This window comes from Coprococcus eutactus (genome assembly GCF_025149915.1).
Taxonomy (GTDB): domain Bacteria; phylum Bacillota; class Clostridia; order Lachnospirales; family Lachnospiraceae; genus Coprococcus; species Coprococcus eutactus.
In genome coordinates this window covers 2460377-2482734 of the sequence record NZ_CP102278.1, presented here as the reverse complement: position 1 = coordinate 2482734, position 22358 = coordinate 2460377, and the positions used below count along the sequence as shown (strand labels likewise).

Sequence of the window (22358 nt, the reverse complement as noted above, 5' to 3'; positions counted from 1 at the left end):
TGTGATGGTGGTTGAGGACGATGTCCTCATGTGCGATGAACTTCTGGATATGCTGACAAAGGCAGGATACAGGGCAGTTAAGCCAGATGGATTTGACAACATAATAGAACAGATACTGGACATGGCTCCGGATATTCTTCTGCTGGATATCAATCTTCCTGGCAGGAGCGGCTTTGACATATGCCGGGAGATCAAGAGGCGGAGCTCTGTCCCGGTGCTGGTTCTCACATCGAGGGACCAGCTAAAGGACGAGCTCCATGCGCTGGAGCTGGGCGCTGATGAATTCCTCACGAAGCCATGCCGCCGTGAGCGGCTTCTGGCCCGGGTGGCAAATGTGCTCAAGAGGTACGAGGGCAGACAGAACCTGATCGAAGGAGAAGGGTTTCTTCTGGACACTCAGACATACACTCTGTATATAGATGGGAGATCTGCGGTGCTTCCACAGAATCAGGGACGTATATTTGAGACACTTATGACAAGCGGAGGAGATGTCGTGTCTAAGGAGAAACTTTGTGAGGCAGTGTGGGGCACATCGGAGTATATAGATGAAAATGCCCTGCAGGTGAATCTTACAAGACTCAAAAAGAAAATGGCGGGACTGGATATGAAGGCAAAGATCATAGCTGTAAGAGGCGTTGGATACAAAATATTCCCTGGGGACGGAGGTGCCTGACCCACTTGTCAGAGTGGAGAAAATATGAAAAGATTTGGACTTGTTATAAAACAGAATATTGTCTGGCTTGGTCTGCTGCTTCTGACGGACGTGGCGTTCTGCTTCTTCATGTGGCTTGTGGCACCAGAGGCATTTGTCAGAATAAGGGTGCTGGTTGGCATGTTCACTGTGATACTGTTCGCGGCGGTGTGCTCGGTGCTGTGTATAAAGGACAGGAAGAAGATTGAGGCGTTCAGGAGATTTGTCACTGACCCGGATGAACAGAGCGAGATAGAAATGAGGAGCCTGTGCGGGGCTTCTGAACAGGAATATGTGAGCGTGCTGTCGGAGGAGCTTCACGATCTGAGAGATTCAGTGATGCAGAGTGGCAGACAGCTCAGGGATTATCAGGAGTATGTGGAGAACTGGGCACATGAGATCAAGACCCCCATCTCTCTGCTGACATTTGTGGTGGACAACAGGAGAGATGAGCTGCCTCATAATGTTGTGATGAAGATGGACAATGTGACCAGCCAGATGCAGAACTATGTGGACCAGATGCTCTACTACGCCAGACTGAAAAGCGATTCCAAGGATTATCTCATGGAGAGCATAGATGTGGAAGAATGCGTGGATGAGGTGATAGCTGACTACAGATCCCTGCTTGAGGAGAAGGGCATACGGGTCAGAAAGTGTCTTGAGAATGGAGAGGTGTACAGTGACCGCAGGGGATTGCAGTTTATACTCGGTCAGCTTGTGAGCAATTCCATGAAATACACAAATGAGCAGCCGGAGATATCATTTGACTTCTGGACGGCGGGTGACAAAAAGCTGCTGTCCGTGAGTGACAATGGCATAGGTGTAAAGAGCTGTGACATGCCATACATATTCGAGAAGGGTGTCACGGGTGATTCGGGTGAGAACAGGAAGCATGCAACGGGCATGGGACTGTATCTTGTCAGTGAGATGGCGCATGACCTAGGCATCACAGTGACGGCAAATTCAAAGTGGCAGAATGGATTTGAGATAGTACTTGAATTCCCGGATGTGGAGACAAAGATATAAAAGTGAGGAGGCAGATACAGCGTTGTGCGTATCTGCCTCCTCACTTTTTACCGGGATATTTTATAATAAATTTATGAGTGGCGGTCTGTTAATAATCACTTTGATATTTTATAATGTAAGCATTGGTTGTAATTTAGTTGATGGTGCAAAGTCAGTTTACGTGGACTGAAACTCAGTGGGAAAGGAGAATATAATTATGGAGATCAGAAAAGCGACAGCAGAGGATTTTGATATTGTATTTGATTTTATAGAAAAATTATGGACATATAATACATATGACAGGGAAGAAATACGCAAAGTATATATGGACGTCATAGATGACGAACGCAGCTTTGCGTTTTTATTATGGGATGAAGGCATTTGCAGAGGCATGTGCCATGGAGACTATTTAAATACATTCTGGATGTCGGGGCTCACATGCTATGTGTCAAGTCTCATAACAAGAGAGGAGGACCGTGGCAAGGGATATGGTGTGGCACTCCTGAATCATGCAAAGGAGCTTGCAAAGCAGAGGGGATGCAAGGCTATCACCCTTGATTCCGGACTTCCGAGGACAGGGGCACATGGCTTCTACGAGCACTATGGCTTTGAAAAGAGCTGCTACGGCTTTGAGATGATGATATAAATTATCTGTGGAGATTTGAAAGGAGACAAATATGTGTACAGCAGCGACATATAAGACAAAGAATTTCTATTTTGGAAGAACACTTGATTATGAATTCTCGTACGGCGATGAGATCACCGTGACTCCGAGAAATTATCCGTTTGAATTCAGATATATGGGCAGGAAGGACAGCCATTATGCCATGATAGGGATGGCACATGTGGCGGGTGGCTATCCTCTCTACTATGATGCTATAAATGAAAAGGGGCTTGGAATGGCAGGCCTGAATTTCGTTGGAAATGCCGCGTATCAGGAAGTGGATGAGAGCGGTGATAGGGACAATGTTGCCCAGTATGAGTTTATTCCATGGATACTCGGAAGCTGTGCCAGTGTAGGCGAGGCAAGGGTGGCACTGGATAGGATGACTCTGACAGGAACACCGTTTTCCGAGCAGCTTCCTACAGCACAGCTTCATTGGATCATCGCGGACAGAAATGGCGCCATAACAGTGGAGTGCATGGCTGACGGACTTCATGTGTATGAGAATCCTGTTGGGGTTCTCACGAACAACCCGCCATTTCCGCAGCAGATGTTCTTGCTCAATCAGTATATGGGACTGTCGCCAAAGCAGCCATTGAACACATTTGCACCGGAGGTGGGACTGAATACGTACAGCCGTGGCATGGGAGCAATAGGACTTCCTGGGGATCTGTCGTCGACGTCAAGATTTGCCAGGGTGGCATTTGTGAAGCAGAACAGTCTGTCTGGAGATTCTGAGGCTGAGAGTGTGAGCCAGTTTTTCCATATACTCGGTTCTGTGGATCAGCAGAGGGGATGCTGTGAGGTGGCATCTGACAAATATGAGATCACTATATACACGTCCTGCTGCAACGCTGACAAGGGAATATACTATTACAATACCTACGAGGGTCATCAGATAAATGCAGTGGATATGAACAGGGAGAATTTGGACGGCGCAGAGCTTGCCAGATACCCTCTTATCCAGAGGGAGAATATCAATTGGCAGAACTGATGTATGTGGCTTACAAGGGAGAAAGGATGCTGTATGAGTAAAAGCAAGGTTACAATAAAAGAAATAGCGGAGATGGCTGGGGTGTCAATAGCCACGGTATCACATGTTATAAATAGGACGAGGTATGTAAGACCTGAGCTTGTGGATAAGATAGAGAAGATCATTGTAGAGACGGGATACCAGAATAAGATAGCTGATAAGGAGAGAAAACTGCTGGTTGGACGGGAGTCCACGATAGTTGCAGTCATTCCAAACATTGAAAGTACTATATACAGAGATATGGTAGCTTATGTGAAGCAGCTTGTCAGTGTGCAGGGATATCAGTTCCTTGTGGCGATAACAGACAATGATCTCAAGGAGGAGGCGCAGGTGCTTGCCGGACTTCTGGTCAACAAGAAGGTTGCCGGTATCATACATGCGCCGGTGAGCGATGTGGCATCTAACTACACAAAACTCATACAGTCGGGTGTTCCATTTGTCTGCGTGGAGAGAAATATACTTGGATCAGGGATAGACTCAGTTGAGTTTCGCGACCGTGAGGCTATATTTAAGGGCGCGGATTATCTGCTTGCGAGTGGACACAAAAATGTTTTGTTTTTCAGAGAGAGTACGGACAGTACCACCAGGGATGAGAGAACAAAAGGTTTCCTGAATGCTCTGGAGAAATACAATATAAATACAAATGATGCAAACATTGTTGATGTGACGTTGGAAAAAGGAGAGGATGACTGCATGCTGGCTATTCAGAAAGCCCTGCGCAGATACAGGCCGACCGCTGTACTTGCGGGGGGCAACAGAATAACTCTTTATCTTATGAAGACACTGAGAGATATGGGAATCGACTGTCCGGGAGAGATATCTGTGGTTGGATTTGGTGATGAGAGCTGGTCTGAACTTACTTATCCACCTCTTACAATACTGAGAAGAGATGTGAAGGGACTAAGTGCCAAGGCTGTTGGGATGTTGTTTGAGAAGATCAATACGGGAGTTGCCATATCGCATGACTGTTATGCAGATGTAGAGCTTGTAGTCAGAAAATCCACAAAGATGCTTGACAATGGACCATTTGGAGATAAAGCGGCAGCGCCGGATTCGGTTGTACTGACAAAAGAAGAGAAACACAGACTAAAGACAGGACATTTCAGGGTTGCGATCTCTTTCCACTATACCGGAACGTCTTGGGCAGAATTGCATGAGAAGGGAATTCGGGAGGAACTTGAGCAGTTTGGGATAGATGTTGTATCAGTTATGGATGCACATTTTGACTCGGAACTGCAGAATGCACAGCTTGATGGCATAAGACTTCAGAAACCGGATGCAGTTATAGCTATTCCAGCGGATGACAGCCGTACCAGAGAAAAGTTTCAGGAGCTTTCAAAGGTGTCAAAGCTTGTGTTCATAAGCAATGTTCCAGATGGCATGTCCAAGAACAGCTATGTGTCCTGTGTATCAGTAAATGAGTCGGAGAATGGAACGAACACGGGAAGAATGTTGGGAGAATATTGTAAGGAAAATAAGAAAAAAAAGGCAGGTTTCATTATTCATGGCGCGGCATTCTATGGAACAAGAGTCAGGGATAATGCTGCTGAGAGAATAATAAAGGACAGTTATCCGGATATCGACATAGTGACGATCAGGAGTTTTGGAGAGATATCTAATGCATATCAGGTAGCCAAGGATGTGATAACTGCAAATCCCGAAATTGAGGCAATGTATGTGAGCTGGGATCGCCCGGCACTTCTGACTATAAAGGCACTCAAGGAGCTTGGCAGGGAGGATGTGGCAGTGTTCACCACTGATCTTGACCATGGCATAGCCCGGTGTATGGAAGAAGGAATAGTTAAGGGACTCAGCACACAGAGACCATATGAGCAGGGAAGAGCGGCAGCTGCAGTCGTTGCCAAGTCCCTGGTAAGTGAAGAACAGCTTCCAAAGTATGTGGGAGTTCAGCCGTATCAGGTCGAGCCGAAACAGCTCAGGCTTGCATGGAAGGAAATCTTCCATGAGTCCATGCCGGACAGACTTGGGTGATATGAAATCCTCCAGAGAGAAAAATGTAACTCTCTGGAGGATTTTTTGCGTTTATACACAAGACTCCGGAATAATTACGCGAATATTTACGTAAAAAATAATAAACAGTCTGCGAAGCGTATAATGCAAATGAATGTTATTTGTGCACAGTGACGAATAAATAATAAATAAAACACTAATTATTGACAATAACAGACAAAGGATATATCATCTAAACATACAAGGGACGAAAAACAGTTAAAAATTTACGTAAATAAAACCGGTTAATAACAGTTTTTCGACAACGAGTTAGCAAAAACGAAATACATGATATTGGAGGTAAAAATTATGAGAAAGATTAAGAAGTTATTAGCAGTCGGAGCATGCCTGTGCATGTCACTTAGTTTACTGGCAGGTTGTGGATCAGGAGCAGGAGGCGCATCGGACGGCGGTTCATCTGAATCAGGTACAAAGCAGGAGAGCACGAAGTCATCCGACCTGTCATTTGCATTCTGTACAAACACACTTAACAACACATTCCAGAGTTCAATAGATGCAAAGCTCAAGGAACTCTGTGATGCGAACGGAATATCATATACATGTCTTGATCCTGACTACGATCTGAACACACAGCTCAGCCAGTTATCAGACGTGGCAAACAGTGGATACGATGCAGTGTTCATCATCCCAGTTGATTCAGCAGGTATCACATCTGGTCTTGCAGAGATCAAAGATGCAGGAATCCCAATCTTCAATGTAGATACAGCAGTTATCGAGGATGATATAGAGAACTTTGTAACACAGTTCGTTGGAACAAATGCATACATGGCAGGACAGCTTGTAGGTGAGCAGATGGCTAAGGATTATCCGGATGGAGCAGACATTGCGATCCTTGACTTCCCATCAAATGAGAGCTGTGTAGACCGTGTAAATGGTTTCCTCGATGGACTCGGTGACAACAAGGACAAGTTCAATATTGTGGCACAGCAGGATGGCGAGGCTGCACTTGATGCATCAATGAGTCTTGCAGAGGATATCATCACAGCAAACACAGATCTTCAGGCATTCTTCTGCATCAATGATCCATCAGCACTCGGCGCTGCAGCAGCAGTTAAGGCAGCAAATAAGACTGGTAAGATCGGTGTGTACAGTATCGATGCTTCACCAGATGGTAAGCAGGCACTCATTGACGGTGAGTTCACAGCAGTTGCATGTCAGGTTCCTGTACAGATTGCAGAGTATGCATTCAACGCAGCACAGAAGTATGTAGGCGGAGATACGACCATCGACGAGAAGAAGGTATATCTTGATTCACACCTTGTACTCAAGGATGAGGCTGAAAAGACAGTTAACGACTGGCAGTAAAGCCGGACCGGCTCCAAAAATAATAGTGAGGAGCTGAACCCGGAATTGGCAGATATGACACAATGTAGATGTATATAACACGGGAGAGACCGGGGATCTGAGATCTCCGGCCGTAATCCCGAAAAATGACAGCAAGACAACAAATGATCTGATATAGAAACTTGGAGGTTTAATATGGGACAGACAGTTCTGGAAATGATAGGGATAAAGAAAAGCTTCTCTGGAATATATGCTTTAAGCGGCATCGACTTTTCCCTTGAACTGGGAGAGGTACACGCACTGCTCGGTGAGAATGGTGCAGGAAAGTCCACACTGATTAAGGTCCTCGGCGGAATTTACCAGCCTGACAGCGGAATCATCAAGGTAAATGGCAAGGAGGTCAAGATCAACGGAGTTCCGGCTGCCAGAGAGAATGGTATAGGAATAATACATCAGGAAATCGTACTTGTTCCATATCTTTCGGTGGCACAGAACCTGTTTCTCGGCAGAGAGATAAGGACAAAGCTTGGAACATTGGACTTTGCAGAGATGAACAGAAGAGCAGAGGAGATGATATCATCCCTCGGTGTGAATATAAAGGCAGACACAATAGTAGAAAATCTGACCATCGCACAGCAGCAGATGGTGGAGATCGTTAAAGCGGTCTCATTCAACGGCAAGATAATAGTTATGGATGAGCCAACCTCATCACTTTCAAATGAGGAGGTTGAGCAGTTATTTGAGATCATTGAGAATCTCAGAAAGAAAAAGGTAAGTATAATCTACATCTCCCACAGAATGGAGGAGCTGTTCAGAATATCTGACAGAGTTACCGTTATCAGGGATGGTGCATACGTAGGAACAAAAAAGACATCAGAGACAAGCCCGAATGAGCTGGTTGCGATGATGGTAGGAAGAGATCTAGAGAGCTTCTATGCAAGAGATTACTGCGACATGGACAAGGCAGAGGTCGCTCTGGAGGTAAAGAATCTTTCTCAGACAGGTGTCTTTGAAGATATAAGTTTTTCAGTACATAAGGGCGAGATCCTGGGATTCTCAGGTCTGGTAGGTGCTGGACGAAGTGAGATCATGGAGGCGATATTTGGCGCAACACGGCTCACATCGGGAGAGGTGATACTCGGAGGAAAGCCGGTTCACTTCAAGAATCCAATGCAGGCTATCAAGGCAGGCATAGCACTGGTTCCGGAGGACAGAAAGAAACAGGGCCTTGTACTTGGCAACAGCGTGGCATTCAACCTCACACTTTCATCCCTCAGATTCTATATGAATGGAATCGCTATAAGTGAGAGAAAACGAGGCGAGGTAATTGACCATTATTCACAGAGACTGAGGATAAAGGCGGCATCGCCTGAGATTGAGGCGGGCAGCCTGTCAGGCGGAAACCAGCAGAAGGTGGTTCTGGGCAAATGGCTTGCAACCAAGCCGGATGTGCTCATTCTGGATGAGCCAACCAGAGGTGTTGACGTAAATGCAAAATTTGAGATATATACGGTAATCAATGAACTAGCAAAGGAAGGCATAGCGATAATCATGGTATCCAGTGAGCTTCCTGAGATCATCAACATGTGCGATAACGTGTGTGTTGTGAGAGCCGGAAGACTTGTTAAGAAACTGTCAAAGGACGAGCTTTCACAGGAAGAGATAATGAAATACGCTGCAGGAGGTATCGAATAATATGGGCGAGACAAAGAAAAATTCAAAGGCAACTTCTATATTGAAGAACAATCCCCTGACATCGATCGTCAAGGGTAACATAGGAATCATAGTGGTTTTGATAATAATGTGTGTGGCCGTAGCACTTGCCACAGACAAATTCCTCACAACCAACAACATCATATCAGTGCTTAGACAGATATCTATCAATACCTACATAGCACTTGGAATGACACTGATAATCATACTCGGACACATCGACTTGTCAGTTGGATCGATAGTAGCTATGTCGGGAACCCTGACCGTAGGATTTATAGTTAACCAGGGACTCCCTCTCGGAGTTGCCATAGTGGCAGGACTTCTGGTAGGTACAGCAGCGGGCTTTATAAGTGGTTTTATAGTTGCTAACTTCAAGGTGCCTGCATTCATCATCACAATGGCAATGATGAACATAGCAAGTGGTATAGCTTATGTCTACACGGGTGGACAGTCAACACGTATCACCAATAAGCTTTTCATCGAGATCGGAACAGGATACCTGTTCAATGTGATCCCACTTCCAGTAGTGTACATGGTAGTGCTCATCATATTATTCAGTTTTATCCTTAGCAAGACAAAATTCGGAACATATATATATGCGATAGGCGGTAACCGTGAGGCTGCAAGACTCTCAGGTGTACCTATCAAGAAGATAGAGATCATAGTATTTACAATATCAGGACTTCTCTCAGCATTTGCAGGACTTGTACTTTGTTCAAGAATGTACTCAGGACAGCCTTCAGTCGGCAGCGGATATGAGCTTGATGCCATCGCAGCCTGTGTACTTGGAGGAACGTCCATGACAGGTGGTAAGGGAAGAATCAGCGGAACAGTATTTGGTGCCATGGTCATCGGAATCATCTCAAATGGACTTAACCTTATAGGAGTGTCATCATACTGGCAGCTCATCATCAAGGGTCTTATCATCGCATGTGCGGTACTCCTTGACGGACAGAAGGGCAAGCTTGAACTTCTCAAGAAGAAGAAACTTGCAGCAAACTAGTTGGTTATGATAGAAATATCGGGCAATCAACGATTTAACATATTCAACAAATTTAGCAATAGAAAGGATTAGTAATATGGAGATTTTTAGAAAGATGTCCTTCGCGGATTCCACGGGAGATGCAATACCTTTCTACCACGAGGGCAAATATCATATATTCTCACTGACTTCCCCTCCGGGAACAACAGTGTACCCGGCAAGACTTAGAACCACATGGAGCCACAGTGTATCAGAGGATCTGGTACACTGGGAGGAGCTTCCTACAGCACTCTATCCGGGTGAGGGCGACGAGCCGGATGCATCAGGAGTGTGGACAGGCTCAGTTATATACGGCGAGGGCAGATACCATGCATTCTATACAGGCTACTGCCTCACTGCAGAGTATCAGCAGACCATATGTCATGCAACAAGTGAGGATGGAATCACATGGGTGAAGGATGCTGCCAATCCGGTCATCACACCTATGATAGAGCTTTACGAGAAACTTGACTGGAGAGATCCATATGTCTTCTATAATGAGGAGGACAAATGCTACTGGATCCTCATTTCAGCTAGAAGACTGGATATGCCGATAACCAGAAGGGGCTGTATAGTTCTCTACAGATCAAAGGATCTTGTCAACTGGGAATATTACGGACCGATATATTCACCGGGACACACAAACTGTCCTGAGTGCCCTGAGATGTACAAGATGGGAGATAACTGGTATCTCTCATACTCACGATTCTCAGAATATGTAAACACAATATACAGAGTAGCAAAGTCTCCATTTGGACCTTGGAGAAAGCCAAAGAAGGACGGCATAGGCGGAAGAAGATTCTACGCAGCCAAGTCCATGCAGGATGATGACGGCAGACGTTTCTACTTCGGTTGGGCTCACGACAGAGCAGACAGAAGTGACAGAGGCGAATGGTACTGGGGCGGAACCTTCTGTGTGCCACATGAGGTTGTTGCCACTGAGGATGGTGGACTTGATGTAAAGCTTCCAAAGGAATATGAGCATGTATTTGAGAAACATGTAGATTGGGATTACATTCCGGTCCTTGGAAATGCAGAGCTTCACGGAGACAGACTGGTTGAGATGGATTCAGTCAGCACATGTACATACGGTTTCCTTGGACACAGCGAGGAGAGCTATATGCTGAAGTGCAAGATCATGCCTAGAGAGGTGTATGACCATTTTGGAATATTACTCAAGTCAGATAAAGAGGCAAGCGGATGCCTGCTCCTTGAGTTCGATGTGGCTATGCAGAGAGTGTCACTGGTAAATCTTCCTATGGGAGTTGATCCATTCTGGGTTCAGTCCTGCCAGTCTGTACCTCCGGCAACTGAGCCGGGTCCTGATGGAGTCAGAGTGTGCGAGAAGACATTTGACATAACAGAGGGCAGCGAGATAGATGTAAAGATCATAGTTGACCACGATATGGTGGAGGTATTTGTCGGAGAACAGGTTGCGTTCACATACAGGATCTATGCAAAGCCTGAGTTTGAGACAGGACTTTTGGCACAGGATGCCAGAGTAGAATTCTATGACATAGAGATCACAGGAAAGTAAAATTCACAAGGAGGATCCAACATGGAAAAGAAATATGATGTTGTGGCACTTGGCGAATTCCTGATAGACTTTACACCTGCCGGAAACACTGATTCCGGGATGAAGCTCTTCGAGCAGAATCCCGGCGGTGCTCCGGTGAACATGCTAACAGCAGCCGGCAAGGCCGGGCTTAAGACCGCCTTTATAGGTAAGGTCGGAGATGACATGCACGGCAATTTCCTGATCGAGACCGCAAAACAGGCGGGGATAGAGACAAAAGGTATAGTAGTTGATGACACGGTATTTACCACATTGGCATTTGTCACTCTGGATGAGAACGGAGAGCGAGAATTTTCATTTGCCAGAAAGCCGGGAGCGGATACGATGCTCTGTTACAAGGAGATTGATACTGAGCTGATCAGGGATACAAAGGTGTTCCATATAGGTTCGCTGTCACTTACGGATGAACCGGCGAGGACAACTACATTCCAGGCGGTGAAGGAGGCAAAAAAATACGGCGCGGTTATATCGTATGATCCAAATTACAGAGCACCGCTGTGGGACAGCAGAGAAAATGCGATGGAGAGGATGAAGAGTATTCTTCCGTTCGTAGATATAATGAAACTCTCGGATGAGGAGACGTCACTTCTCACACCATTTGCCGATCCGGAAGAGGCAGCAGAGTATCTTCTGGGAAGCGGTGTCAGACTTGTTGCGGTAACCCTGGGAAGTGAGGGCGTGCTGATATGCAGCAGGGATGGCAGCCGAAAGGTTCCCGGATTTGCCAGCCATGTGGTGGATACGACGGGGGCTGGAGATTCATTCTGGGGAGCATTTGTATCACAGCTTGTCAGAGTGGGCAAGAGACTGGAGGAATTCAGTATAGATGAGCTTGCAGAGTATGCAAGATATGGAAATGCGGTGGCGAGCCTGTGCGTTGAAAAGCGCGGAGGACTCAGATCGATTCCGGAAGAGAGTGAGGCAATGGAAAGACTCACATTAAAATAGGTATTAAAAATTTCACATAAAACATTTCCCTTAAACCTTGGGGCTGGAGTGATCCAGCCCCTTTTTTAATGTTTTCTTAAAGAATCTCCCAATTGAACCTTAAAAATAAATTTATTATAATCACCGGATGTACAGCAGTGGTGTGGAGACGGAGGTGCCTGATCCCCCGGCGATGTGGGGGACGGAGGTACCTGTCCCCTCCGCCCCCGATCGAATTGTAATAAGTCTTACTTATAATTAAGCATGTTGAATGTATATTAAGTTGAATTTGACACGTTGCACGGCATATAATCAATTCGATTTAAAGAAGATAAAAAGGTTATTGAACGAGGTGAGTTGTATTGAAAAATATACTTGAATTTATAGAGAATTCAGCAGCGAGATATCCTGATAAGCTGGCGGTTGCGGATGAGAATGGTGGCCTGACATACAGCCAGCTGGAGAGCTTTTCAAGAAAGATAGGCGCATGGATATTGGCGGAGATCAAGGGCGTGAGAAATAAAGCTATAGCTGTGCTGTTGGACAAGAAACCAGAGAGTGTGGCGGCGTACATGGGAGTTGTCTACAGCGGTAACTTTTATGTGGTGCTCGATGCAGAGATGCCAAAGCAGAGAGCGGAGTCCATACTTGCAGCTTTAAGACCGGCAGCGATATTGACGGATGATCTTCATGTGGAGCTTGCGAAGGACGTCGCATATGCAGTGAAGAAGATGGCAGAGCCACAGGAAGCGGTGGCTGTTTCCAAAGAAGGAGAACGAAACTGCTGCATTGATGAGATCAAAGTGTTAGATCTTGATGAGATGGATGTTGACGCGGATCAGAGCGGGCTGGACGGTGTAAGAGCCAGGATGATAGACACTGATCCGGTGTATGCGCTTTTCACATCGGGATCAACAGGAGTTCCAAAGGGCGCTGTGGTATCACACTCAAATATCATTGCTTACATAGACTGGTACACAGAGGCATTTGGCATAGATGAAAATACAGTGTTTGGAAGCCAGACACCGTTTTATTTCAGCATGTCGGTATCTGATCTATACAGCACACTGAAAAATGGAGCGACACTGTATATCATACCAAAGGTATATTTCACCTTCCCTATGAAACTGATGGAGTTCTTGAACACCTATAAGATAAACACGATATATTGGGTGCCTTCGGCTCTGCAGATCGTTGCAAATTATAAGATGTTCCAATATGCAAAACTGCCGGAGCTCAAGAAGGTTCTGTTTGCCGGAGAGGTCATGCCGACAAGACCTTTAAATTACTGGAGAGAGAATCTGCCGGATGCTATGTACGCAAATCTGTTCGGACCTACAGAGACAACAGACATATGCACATACTATGTCGTGAACAGGGAATTTGCGGATGATGAGCCGCTTCCAATGGGGCATGCATGCAACAACTGCGATGTGTTTGTCCTTGGCGAAGATGGAAAAGAGGTGTCACCGGAGGTGGATCCCGAGACCGGCTTCAGCTGCGAAGGAGAGCTCTACGCGAGAGGTTCATTTGTGGCACTTGGGTATTATGGAAATGCAGAGAAGACGAAGGAGGCATTTGTCCAGAATCCGCTCAATCCGAATTATCCAGAATTGGTGTACAAGACTGGTGATCTGGTGAAGTACAACAAATATGGCGAGCTTGTGTATGTGTGCCGCAAGGATTATCAGATTAAGCACATGGGATATCGTATAGAGCTTGGAGAGATAGAGGCTGCGGCGGGAGCCATAGAAGGAATCAGGAGTTATGCATGTATCTACGATGATGCGGCGGACAAGATTCTGTTCATATATGAAGGAAAGAAGAAGGACGATGCTGAACTGCTAAATGCGTTTAAGGCGAGGGTTCCGCACTACATGGAGCCGAACCGATTCATAAGGATCACGAGCATGCCACACAATGCAAATGGCAAGATTGACAGAAAGAAGCTGAAGGCGGAATACGCGCAGGGTAAATAGCGAATATCTATATAATCCACTTTATTTGCTGCGATGGTATTACTATAATATGTAGAAAATTTTTATTATAAGGAGATATGAGATTATGGAAGAATTATTAAAGATTTTAAATGACGTTAAGCCTGGTGTTGATTATGAGAATGAGACAGACCTTATAGGACACGGTGTTCTGGATTCCATCACGATGGTAACTCTGGTACTCCAGCTCAGCGATGAATTTGACGTTGATATCACACCTGTCGACATCACACCTGAGAACTTCAAGACGGTTCAGACTATCTACGATATGATAAAGAGACTTGAAGATGAGTAGGATCAAGATACAGATATTGGAAGATGGTTGGAACTGACTGCCGTCAAAAATACTTGAGGAGTGGAAAATATGTCATATACGTCGATATCATATCTGGTATTTATATTGCTGGGCTGCTTTATAGTCTACAATATAGTGCCGATCAAACACAGATGGAAGGTGCTGCTTACATTCAGTTATCTGTTTTATTTTATCAACTCAGGAAAATACATTTTGTTTATCCTGTTTGGCTCTCTGACAATATACATTGGCGGACTGCTGATTAACAAGATAGATGATGGCTACAATATGGCGCGCAAGGCACTTCCGAAGGAGAATAAAAAAGAGTACAAGGCACTGGTAGGATGGCAGAAGAAATGTATATGTGTGTGTGTTGTGCTTGTGAATGTGGGCATATTGGTATTTTTGAAATACTCTGTTTTCTTTGGACAGGTGTTCACGGACATTTTGGGACTTATACATATAAATATTGAGAATCCCATGTATCAGAGGATGATGCCTCTAGGAATATCATTTTATACTCTGTCTGCAGTAAGCTACATTGTTGATGTATACAGGGGCAAATACAGAGCCTCGGACAGTTTTGGCAAGGTGGCTCTGTTCCTGGCATTTTTCCCTCATATAGTTGAGGGTCCTATAGCAAGATTTGACCTGGTGGCTGACCAGATGTATGAGGGGCACAAGTTCAGTTATGAGAACATGACGATGGGACTTCAGCTCATACTGTGGGGATTTTTTAAGAAGATAGTGATTGCGGACCGTGCAAATATGTACGTCAACCAGATCTTTAACAATTACAGTGATTACACAGGACTTCCTGTCGTATGCGGAATGCTTCTCTACACACTTCAGCTCTACGCAGAGTTTTCCGGATGCATGGATATTGTGAGAGGAAGTGCCCAGATGTTTGGAATTGGACTTTCTGAGAACTTTAACCAGCCATTTATATCAAAGACGGTGAGCGAGTTTTGGAGAAGATGGCATATGACGCTGGGCTCATGGTTCAAGGATTATGTATTTTATTCTGTATCCCTATCGAAGCCGTTTGTAAAGCTCAGCAAGAAGACAAGGGAACATATGAATGCGTTCTTCGCGACATTTGTCCCTATGTCTGTTGCGATGTTTATCGTCTGGTTTGGAACGGGAATATGGCACGGCGCAAGCTGGAAATATGTAATGTATGGTCTTTATTATTGGGCGATTATGATTATCGGACTGCTTACCGAGCCGTTTTTCAAAAAGCTTTATGATAAAATGCATGTGGACAGGCAGGGAAAGATATACAGGCTGCTTCAGGTTGTTAGAACTTTCCTGTTTGTAAATGTTGGAATGCTCATGTTTAGGGCGGATGATCTGACAGCATTTGGGCATATGTTTGTGTCAATGTTCAAGGGATTTACATTTGCAGATCTTACAAATGGAACATTGCTTGGAATAAAGCTTGACATGGCTGATTTCGCAGTGCTGATGGCGGGAGCGCTCATACTGTTCCTGGTTGGACTTTACAAGGAGAAAGGACATCAGATAAGAGCGGAGCTTGCATCGAAGAATATAGTCCTCAGATGGGCAGTATATTATGTGCTGCTATTTTCTGTGATAATACTTGGCGCATATGGAAAGGGCTACGAGGTGGCAGGATTCATATATGCCCAGTTCTAGATTTATAAAATTTTAGTGGAGATTAGAATTGATCCGGATGAATAGCAAGAGTATTAAGAAACTGATAAAGTCAATTATATTTGTGGTACTGTTTGCAACAATGCTGGCGGTGCTGTGTGAGGTATTTACACCTAAGACAAGCGATCTGCAGGGAGGAATGACAAATCCAAATGCCAGGGGATTTTACGGAGAAAGGAAGAATTCCATAGACCTTTTGGTACTTGGTGACAGCAATGCATACTGTGCGTATTCACCTATGTTTATATGGAAGAAATATGGTATACCATCATATGTAGCAGCAGAGGGAAACCAAAATATCGTGGGTGCACTAAATATACTAGATGAGGTGCTTGAGTGTCAGTCACCCAAGGTTATGGTATTTGATGTGAATATGCTGTGGTCGGGAAAAACCGATACACAGCGGACAGAAGACTGCATAACAAATATACTGTATAAGTATGTGCCGATCATAAAGTATCACAACAGATGGAAGAATATGTCTCTGGGCGATGGATTTAAGGGCAAGAACTATACTTACAGATCAAGTACCCGCGGACAGAATTTAAGCAGGAAGGTTCTTCCATATGTTGGCGAGGATAAGATGCAGGAATCGGATGAGGTTGATGACATCCCATGGATAACGAAATTCTTTTTTGAAAAGCTTTTAAAAAAATGTGAAGAAAATGGAATAAAAGTGGTTCTTATGGAGACTCCAACTGCAACTTCGTGGACATATGCAAGACATGTTGCTATGGAAGCTTATGCGGAAGAGCACGATATGACATTTATTGATTTTAATACTCTGACAGGAAAATATGCAATAGACTGGAGTGAGGATACCAGGTATGGCGGAATGCACATGAATTCGTACGGTGCCAGAAAAGTTACTGCGTACCTTGGAAAGTATCTCACATCCAACTATACATTTGAGAATAAGCAGAATGACATAGAGTACGCAAACTGGAATAAGGAGTATGCGGAGTATAGAAGCTATATGTTGAAGAAGAAAATATATATAGAAGTTGACAGTGATGATGTTCAGGAGCCGGGGAATGCAGGCGAGGGGGAGTGATCACAGTTGACTGACAGGCAACAGTAAGGGTGATGATTATGAAAAAAGACAGCAGACATAATCTTATAAAGATGATAGCATTTGCAATGGTGTTTGTGGTTATCCTGGGGGTGCTTGGCGTGGCATTTACCCCGAAGCGCAGTGACCCGGGAAGCGGAATAACAAACTCAAATGCAAGAGGGTTTTATGGTGAGCCAAAGAATTCGATAGATGTGCTGATACTTGGAGACAGCAATGCATACAGTGCATGTTCGCCAATGTATATATGGAACAGATTCGGGATACCAACGTATGTTGCAGCAGAGGGATTTCAGAATGTGACAGGTGCCTCAAACCTACTGGACGAGGTGCTCTCATGTCAGAAACCGAAGCTTGTGGTGTTCGATGTAAATATGCTGTGGACAGGCAAGACGACATTGAAAAAGGTGGAGAACAATCTGAAGAATCTGGCATATAAGTATCTGCCTCTTGCACAGTATCACAACAGATGGAAGTCCATGGATGTGAAGGACATGTTCGGAAGCAAGGATTATACATACAGATCGGCATCAAGAGGCCAGTATCTGAGCATGGATGTTAAGCCGTTTTCAGGCCAGAGCAAGATGGTGGAAACCAAGGCTGTTGAGGACATACCGGAGGTATCAAAGATACTGCTCGATAAGCTTATAGACAAGTGTGAGAAGAATGGAATCAAGATCATATTCATGGAGACTCCGACGGCGAAGTCATGGAATTATGCAAGACACAATGCAATGGTTAAGTATGCTAAGGCCAAGAATATTGATTTTGTCGATATGAATACGCTCAAGGGTGATTATGCTATTGACTGGAGCACCGACACGAGGGATGGCGGAAGACATCTCAACTGCAAGGGCGCAGAGAAGGTAAGCGCCTATCTTGGAAAATATATTTCAGAGAATTATTCTTTTAAGGATAAGAGACATTCAGAAAAGTATGCGGACTGGAATAATGACTATCTGGATTATGTGAAGTATATGTCCGGAGAGACTGTGTCGCTGGAGGCACAGCAATCCGAGGGGACGGTATCCAACAACTAGATATAAAACACATAAGTGGACGGAGGATAGAATCCCCCGTCCACTTTATTTACTTTACTGTAGCTTTGCATCTGGCAGATATCTTGCCGCGCTTAAGGTTGATCTTCGTTGGAACCTTAGTAATCTTTCTGGTTTTGACAACAGGCTTTTTGACAGTTATCGTGACTGTTTTCTTTATGCCGCTCTTTATAGTGATGGTAATGGTGGTTTTGCCTGTTACCTTGCCGGCGGTCAGAACGCAGGTTCCATTGGGTTTTCCAGTAACTTTCACGATCCTGCTGTTGCCAGATGTCCATGCCCTGACACTGTCCCCTCTCTGAAAACCTGTAACCTTCAGTCTGCTTGAGCTCTGGCCTGTGTTCAATGTGATGGCTGTCACATTGACACGCATTGTCGCGGTGACCTTTTTCCCATATTTGCGGGTTTCTGTTAATCCACATATATCACAGCTTCTGTTCTGGAGTAATTACAATTCACACAATAGATGTATCTGGTTCCCTTGTGTGAATTGGCTTCATACTTGGTATATTCCTCCAGCTTGTGACCGGTGGCAGGAAGAGTATCCTTTTTCGTTGCAATGCAGCCCTTATTCATGCAGTCGTAGGACTTGTAGCCATCTTCGGTACATGTAGCCTGTCTTATATATTCATATCCCCAGTTATGTCCTTTTGCAGGCAGGACTTTATCACTGCCTTCTTTTATGATCTCACAATCATAGCATTGTTCATGGCTCTGTCCGTCCTCTGTACATGTAGGGTCCTTATCGACGATGACGCGCCAGTCTTGATCACCATTCATGCAGGTTGTGTATAGGATAGTAGTTTCACCCAGATCCATGGATAAGGCGTTCTTTTTTGCGTAGTCGTATGCATAACTGCCAGGTTCAACGATCAGCGACAGGTATCCACCATATGCCGGGGTTACGCTCCTGTAAAATGCCCGCTTCCCGATCTCCTTTACAGTAGATGGGATCTTCAGACTTACATTCCTCAAAGCGTCGTTGAATGCGTAGTCTCCAATATATTGCAGACTGTCTGGTAGTGTAATATCCGAAATGAAGCTGCATGCTTCAAAACATGTATTGCCGAACCTGTAAACTTGTTATTGCATGCGCCCTCAGCAATCCGTGTCACAGGTACTCCCCAGAAAGACTCAGGAAATGTAAAGTCCTTCAGATTAGAATTGAGCAGATAAACCTCCAGAGAAGTGTCCCCAGACTCGTTTATGATTGGGTTGTATGCATACACCTGATTACGCGATACGTAATCGGATTCCTGGTAGAAGGTCAATTTGTTTATAAAAAACATGCAAAAGGATACAAAAAGGATATAAAAAGGATATAAGTTTGAAGTATACTGTGTTCAGAATCTTAGATATCGACGATTTACATAGAGTGGCACGGCGCCGTGAGGTATATAGAATCAAAGCTGCCACGGGGAGGAAATATGAAGCATAGCATATTGCTAGTTGAGGATGAGCAGAAGATAGCAGAGGGGATAATGGACTATATGAACGGCGGGGAAGCAGAATATGAGACCTGTTTTACCTGGGCTGATGATGGAGACAAGGCACTGGAGCTTGTGTATGAGAACGAATACGATCTGGTGCTGCTGGACATCATGCTTCCGGGGGCAGATGGATTTGAGATATGCAAGGCCATCAGGGCAAAGAGTTATGTGCCTGTCATTTTCCTGACTGCAAGGGGCAGGGAGGAGGACAGGCTGTACGGCTATGACATAGGCTGTGATGATTATGTGGTGAAGCCGTTTTCCATGGCGGAGCTTTCTGCAAAGATCATGTCATTCCTCAGAAGAAGCAAGGGGCTGTGGGAGAAGAAGAGCAGCATAGAGGCGTATGACATCGTGATCTATCCGGACAAGCTTCAGGTATTTGTTGCCGGGAACGAGGTAAGGCTTGCACCGAAGGAATATGCCATGCTGAAGTACTTTATGGAACACAGAGGAATGCTTATCACAAGGGACGACCTTCTGGTCAGGCTGTGGGGCTATGATTATGAGGGTAGCGACAGAGTAGTGGACAATCATATCAAGAAACTGCGCCAGGCACTTGGAGAGCCGGGTAAAAAGATCAAGACAGTATTTGCAAAGGGATACAGGATGGATTAAGACTGTGCAAAGTGTATGAAGGTCTAACGGATGTGCCAGTACACAGACCCCATGACTCGGAGGTTATTAAAAGGGAAAGGATGTTTTATAATATGAATAAAAATATGTTATATGGGAAAAAACAAAGATTCGGTTCATTTTTTCTGAGAATATTTGTGCCGTTTATATTGGTGGCAGCATTGCTGGGAGGGATCGTGACCTATCTGTTGGTATCTATATATAATACTAGTGTAGACAACGGTGTAGCGAGTGCTGAGGAACGAATCAGGTCAAATGTAAATGAAGCAGTTACAGAATATCAAGATGCACTGGCAGGAGCCTATGTGGATGGGATCAATTATGATTTTGAGACTGCGGATAACAAATTCACCAGTGATGTTGAATATACGTGCGAAATGCTAAGTGCGATTGCAGTGGATGGCGGTGCTGCTGCAAGTCTGTACTATAAGGACTCAGATGGCACTTTGACATTGGTTGCCGGGCATGACTACCGTATGTTTTTTGTTGTCACAGATGATAACAATAAAAAGTTTAAATTGTCATGTACATATGAGGATTATCAGAAGATGATGGCGGAGGCTCCAAGATACGGAAGTGCCGATGGTTTGCCTGCTTTATCTAGGATAGAAGAGATATATGTAAAGGGAACCAGTTTCTGGATAAGTAAATACAGTTACTATGACTACGGTGATGACGTTAAGGTCATAGGAACTCATGAGGCCCCAATGGACTATGGCGAATCTGATGAGAAGAGTGTCACAGTAACAGAGATCCCCGATGGTTATGTGAAGCTTGACACAAGCAAAGGATACCATTTTTATAATAGCAGTCTTATCGGTTCGGGAGCAGCTTCCCGTAATATGGATTATGAAGGAAATATAGAGACTCTTGTGGCAGATCTGGGGGACTCCGGTGTTGGAAGTTCATCAAGAGTCAGTAGGAATTGTGATCAGGGAAAGCACAACACCGATGTGGTACCGATTGGAAATAGTTATTATCTGGTGATGGATTATCACACCGACCTCGTAAAGTCTTCATTTGGAAAAGCAATAATTGCCACGTGGATAGGAATAGCACTGCTGAGCACGCTTGTCTCTCTTGCAATAGCCTATGTATTGTACAGATCATACAAATCTGTCTATGACATGGAGCAGTACAGGCGTACCACATCAAATGCTATGGCGCACGATCTGAAGAGTCCACTGGCGGTCATCTCACTTTACGCTGAAAATCTCAAGGCTGGCACAAATCCTGAGAAGAACCAGTATTATATGGACGGCATACTGGATGAGGTCAGACAGATGAATACGCAGGTTGCGACTATACTGGATATGGCTAAGGCAGAGGACGTGGATACAAAGCTCAAAAAGACAGAAGTGGATCTGACAGGCATAGTTGACACTGTGGCACAGATATATAATGAGAAAATATCGGAGAAAAACGTGCAGATCAATATATCGGGGGCATGCACGGTCTCTGCGGATGAAGCTCTGATGTATCAGGCTGTTGTCAACATCATGGATAACGCTGTCAAGTATGTGACTGGCGGCGGACATATCGCGGTGGAGCTGTCTGACAAAGAGGTGTCATTTGTCAATTCCTGCGAACCGCTTGATAAGGACACACTGACAAATGTGTGGAAGCCATTTGTCAAGGGTGATAACAGTCGTCATGGACATAAGGGCACCGGACTTGGACTTTCGATCGTCAAGACCATCATGGACAGACATGGATTTGACTGTGAGATGAAGAATGTCGATGACGGGGTTGAAGTGAGATTGATATTCAGGAAATAAGGAGGAAGACATATGCATTTATCGGTATCACAGAAAAAGTCAAATGAAGAAATAGGTGATGAGTATCGCAGAGCAGCTCACGGCGAAAATCCGGGATACAGAGAATTTGATCTCTGAGTCCGAGAAAAAGATAGCTGCGAAAGAGATACCAATGTATGTTCACTGCCGTCAGGAGGAGAAAGGAACATCCCAGGATACCAGCAATTATGTTTATAGGATAAAGCAGGAGAAGAGACATCTGGCAGACTATAAGGCAGAGCTTGAGAAGGTTAAGCGGGAATTAGACGAAATTGTCGACTGACAATAATTGGGCTGACTGCTCTAAACAGGGAGCATCCCAAAGTTTGTGTAAACCTCCAAACTGATGTAAGATAAAATTACTCAGTTTGGAGGTTATTTTTATGGCAAGA

The 22358-nt window shown here is 44.8% G+C and carries 21 protein-coding genes; 18 read left to right on the top strand and 3 right to left on the bottom strand.

The genetic code is table 11. From position 1 onward, the window contains the following. Nucleotides 1-4: 4 nt before the first annotated feature. The 15 genes from NQ536_RS11040 to NQ536_RS10970 all read left to right on the top strand — a co-directional run bounded on the left by NQ536_RS11040 (nucleotide 5) and on the right by NQ536_RS10970 (nucleotide 18026). Nucleotides 5-673, top strand: a complete 669-nt coding sequence (locus NQ536_RS11040; protein ID WP_004849887.1) for a response regulator transcription factor — start codon at nucleotides 5-7, stop codon at nucleotides 671-673. Nucleotides 674-697: 24 nt separating this feature from the next. Further along, the gene (locus NQ536_RS11035) at nucleotides 698-1717 is read left to right on the top strand and encodes a sensor histidine kinase (protein WP_004849888.1); all 1020 of its coding nucleotides are present in this window, start codon (nucleotides 698-700) and stop codon (nucleotides 1715-1717) included. A gap of 196 nt (nucleotides 1718-1913) precedes the next feature. Next, nucleotides 1914-2342 (top strand): GNAT family N-acetyltransferase, encoded by a 429-nt coding sequence (locus NQ536_RS11030; RefSeq protein ID WP_044997826.1) that lies wholly within the window; start codon nucleotides 1914-1916, stop codon nucleotides 2340-2342. Nucleotides 2343-2373: 31 nt separating this feature from the next. Beyond that, entirely contained in the window at nucleotides 2374-3354 is a 981-nt protein-coding gene (gene bsh / locus NQ536_RS11025) for a choloylglycine hydrolase (protein ID WP_004849896.1), read from the top strand. 33 nt (nucleotides 3355-3387) lie between these two features. Next, nucleotides 3388-5385, top strand: a complete 1998-nt coding sequence (locus NQ536_RS11020) for a LacI family DNA-binding transcriptional regulator (RefSeq protein WP_004849897.1) — start codon at nucleotides 3388-3390, stop codon at nucleotides 5383-5385. Nucleotides 5386-5721: 336 nt separating this feature from the next. Beyond that, on the top strand, nucleotides 5722-6729 hold the full coding sequence (locus NQ536_RS11015; protein WP_408639981.1) for a sugar ABC transporter substrate-binding protein: 1008 nt from the start codon (nucleotides 5722-5724) through the stop codon (nucleotides 6727-6729). 174 nt (nucleotides 6730-6903) lie between these two features. Next, complete coding sequence (locus NQ536_RS11010; protein ID WP_004849900.1) at nucleotides 6904-8403, top strand: sugar ABC transporter ATP-binding protein; 1500 nt, start codon at nucleotides 6904-6906, stop codon at nucleotides 8401-8403. Nucleotide 8404: 1 nt separating this feature from the next. After that, on the top strand, nucleotides 8405-9424 hold the full coding sequence (locus NQ536_RS11005) for an ABC transporter permease (protein WP_004849902.1): 1020 nt from the start codon (nucleotides 8405-8407) through the stop codon (nucleotides 9422-9424). 76 nt (nucleotides 9425-9500) lie between these two features. Next, nucleotides 9501-10979, top strand: a complete 1479-nt coding sequence (locus NQ536_RS11000) for a glycoside hydrolase family 32 protein (protein WP_004849904.1) — start codon at nucleotides 9501-9503, stop codon at nucleotides 10977-10979. Nucleotides 10980-11000: 21 nt separating this feature from the next. Next, nucleotides 11001-11966 carry a carbohydrate kinase family protein gene (locus NQ536_RS10995; RefSeq protein ID WP_004849905.1) on the top strand — a complete coding sequence of 322 codons (966 nt, stop codon included), beginning with the start codon at nucleotides 11001-11003 and terminating at the stop codon, nucleotides 11964-11966. A 341-nt stretch (nucleotides 11967-12307) separates the two neighbouring features. Next, nucleotides 12308-13924, top strand: a complete 1617-nt coding sequence (locus NQ536_RS10990; protein WP_004849906.1) for an AMP-binding protein — start codon at nucleotides 12308-12310, stop codon at nucleotides 13922-13924. Between the two features lie 85 nt (nucleotides 13925-14009). Continuing rightward, nucleotides 14010-14237 carry an acyl carrier protein gene (locus NQ536_RS10985; RefSeq protein ID WP_004849907.1) on the top strand — a complete coding sequence of 76 codons (228 nt, stop codon included), beginning with the start codon at nucleotides 14010-14012 and terminating at the stop codon, nucleotides 14235-14237. Between the two features lie 69 nt (nucleotides 14238-14306). Then, nucleotides 14307-15896: an MBOAT family O-acyltransferase gene (locus NQ536_RS10980; RefSeq protein WP_044997827.1), complete on the top strand. Its 1590-nt coding sequence runs from the start codon at nucleotides 14307-14309 to the stop codon at nucleotides 15894-15896. Nucleotides 15897-15933: 37 nt separating this feature from the next. Next, the gene (locus NQ536_RS10975) at nucleotides 15934-16968 is read left to right on the top strand and encodes an SGNH/GDSL hydrolase family protein (protein WP_004849911.1); all 1035 of its coding nucleotides are present in this window, start codon (nucleotides 15934-15936) and stop codon (nucleotides 16966-16968) included. Nucleotides 16969-17000: 32 nt separating this feature from the next. Then, entirely contained in the window at nucleotides 17001-18026 is a 1026-nt protein-coding gene (locus NQ536_RS10970) for a hypothetical protein (RefSeq protein ID WP_004849913.1), read from the top strand. Between the two features lie 49 nt (nucleotides 18027-18075). On the opposite strand, the gene NQ536_RS10965 is transcribed toward NQ536_RS10970, so the two are convergent. The 3 genes from NQ536_RS10965 to NQ536_RS10955 are packed head-to-tail and all read right to left on the bottom strand — an operon-like array spanning nucleotide 18076 to nucleotide 19273. Further along, nucleotides 18076-18417 (bottom strand): hypothetical protein, encoded by a 342-nt coding sequence (locus NQ536_RS10965; protein ID WP_004849915.1) that lies wholly within the window; start codon nucleotides 18415-18417, stop codon nucleotides 18076-18078. A 38-nt stretch (nucleotides 18418-18455) separates the two neighbouring features. Next, entirely contained in the window at nucleotides 18456-19055 is a 600-nt protein-coding gene (locus NQ536_RS10960) for a leucine-rich repeat domain-containing protein (RefSeq protein WP_233419681.1), read from the bottom strand. Continuing rightward, on the bottom strand, nucleotides 19016-19273 hold the full coding sequence (locus NQ536_RS10955) for a hypothetical protein (RefSeq protein WP_259805321.1): 258 nt from the start codon (nucleotides 19271-19273) through the stop codon (nucleotides 19016-19018). The genes NQ536_RS10960 and NQ536_RS10955 overlap by 40 nt, the downstream gene beginning before the upstream one ends. A gap of 198 nt (nucleotides 19274-19471) precedes the next feature. Between NQ536_RS10955 and NQ536_RS10950 the strand changes: the two genes are divergently transcribed. The 3 genes from NQ536_RS10950 to NQ536_RS10940 all read left to right on the top strand — a co-directional run bounded on the left by NQ536_RS10950 (nucleotide 19472) and on the right by NQ536_RS10940 (nucleotide 22249). Continuing rightward, nucleotides 19472-20152: a response regulator transcription factor gene (locus NQ536_RS10950; RefSeq protein ID WP_004849921.1), complete on the top strand. Its 681-nt coding sequence runs from the start codon at nucleotides 19472-19474 to the stop codon at nucleotides 20150-20152. 92 nt (nucleotides 20153-20244) lie between these two features. Beyond that, nucleotides 20245-21948, top strand: a complete 1704-nt coding sequence (locus NQ536_RS10945; protein WP_044997829.1) for a sensor histidine kinase — start codon at nucleotides 20245-20247, stop codon at nucleotides 21946-21948. 58 nt (nucleotides 21949-22006) lie between these two features. Next, complete coding sequence (locus NQ536_RS10940; protein ID WP_004849930.1) at nucleotides 22007-22249, top strand: hypothetical protein; 243 nt, start codon at nucleotides 22007-22009, stop codon at nucleotides 22247-22249. Nucleotides 22250-22358: the final 109 nt, after the last annotated feature.

Coding starts and splice junctions, on each gene's coding strand:
- NQ536_RS11010 (WP_004849900.1), top strand. CDS start 6,904: ATGGGACAGACAGTTCTGGAAATGATAGGGATAAAGAAAAGCTTCTCT.
- NQ536_RS11035 (WP_004849888.1), top strand. CDS start 698: ATGAAAAGATTTGGACTTGTTATAAAACAGAATATTGTCTGGCTTGGT.
- NQ536_RS11005 (WP_004849902.1), top strand. CDS start 8,405: ATGGGCGAGACAAAGAAAAATTCAAAGGCAACTTCTATATTGAAGAAC.
- NQ536_RS10950 (WP_004849921.1), top strand. CDS start 19,472: ATGAAGCATAGCATATTGCTAGTTGAGGATGAGCAGAAGATAGCAGAG.
- bsh (WP_004849896.1), top strand. CDS start 2,374: ATGTGTACAGCAGCGACATATAAGACAAAGAATTTCTATTTTGGAAGA.
- NQ536_RS11030 (WP_044997826.1), top strand. CDS start 1,914: ATGGAGATCAGAAAAGCGACAGCAGAGGATTTTGATATTGTATTTGAT.
- NQ536_RS10945 (WP_044997829.1), top strand. CDS start 20,245: ATGAATAAAAATATGTTATATGGGAAAAAACAAAGATTCGGTTCATTT.
- NQ536_RS10965 (WP_004849915.1), bottom strand. CDS start 18,417: ATGCGTGTCAATGTGACAGCCATCACATTGAACACAGGCCAGAGCTCA.
- NQ536_RS10975 (WP_004849911.1), top strand. CDS start 15,934: ATGAATAGCAAGAGTATTAAGAAACTGATAAAGTCAATTATATTTGTG.
- NQ536_RS10985 (WP_004849907.1), top strand. CDS start 14,010: ATGGAAGAATTATTAAAGATTTTAAATGACGTTAAGCCTGGTGTTGAT.
- NQ536_RS10995 (WP_004849905.1), top strand. CDS start 11,001: ATGGAAAAGAAATATGATGTTGTGGCACTTGGCGAATTCCTGATAGAC.
- NQ536_RS11040 (WP_004849887.1), top strand. CDS start 5: ATGGTGGTTGAGGACGATGTCCTCATGTGCGATGAACTTCTGGATATG.
- NQ536_RS10980 (WP_044997827.1), top strand. CDS start 14,307: ATGTCATATACGTCGATATCATATCTGGTATTTATATTGCTGGGCTGC.
- NQ536_RS11020 (WP_004849897.1), top strand. CDS start 3,388: ATGAGTAAAAGCAAGGTTACAATAAAAGAAATAGCGGAGATGGCTGGG.
- NQ536_RS11000 (WP_004849904.1), top strand. CDS start 9,501: ATGGAGATTTTTAGAAAGATGTCCTTCGCGGATTCCACGGGAGATGCA.
- NQ536_RS10940 (WP_004849930.1), top strand. CDS start 22,007: ATGAGTATCGCAGAGCAGCTCACGGCGAAAATCCGGGATACAGAGAAT.
- NQ536_RS10970 (WP_004849913.1), top strand. CDS start 17,001: ATGATTATGAAAAAAGACAGCAGACATAATCTTATAAAGATGATAGCA.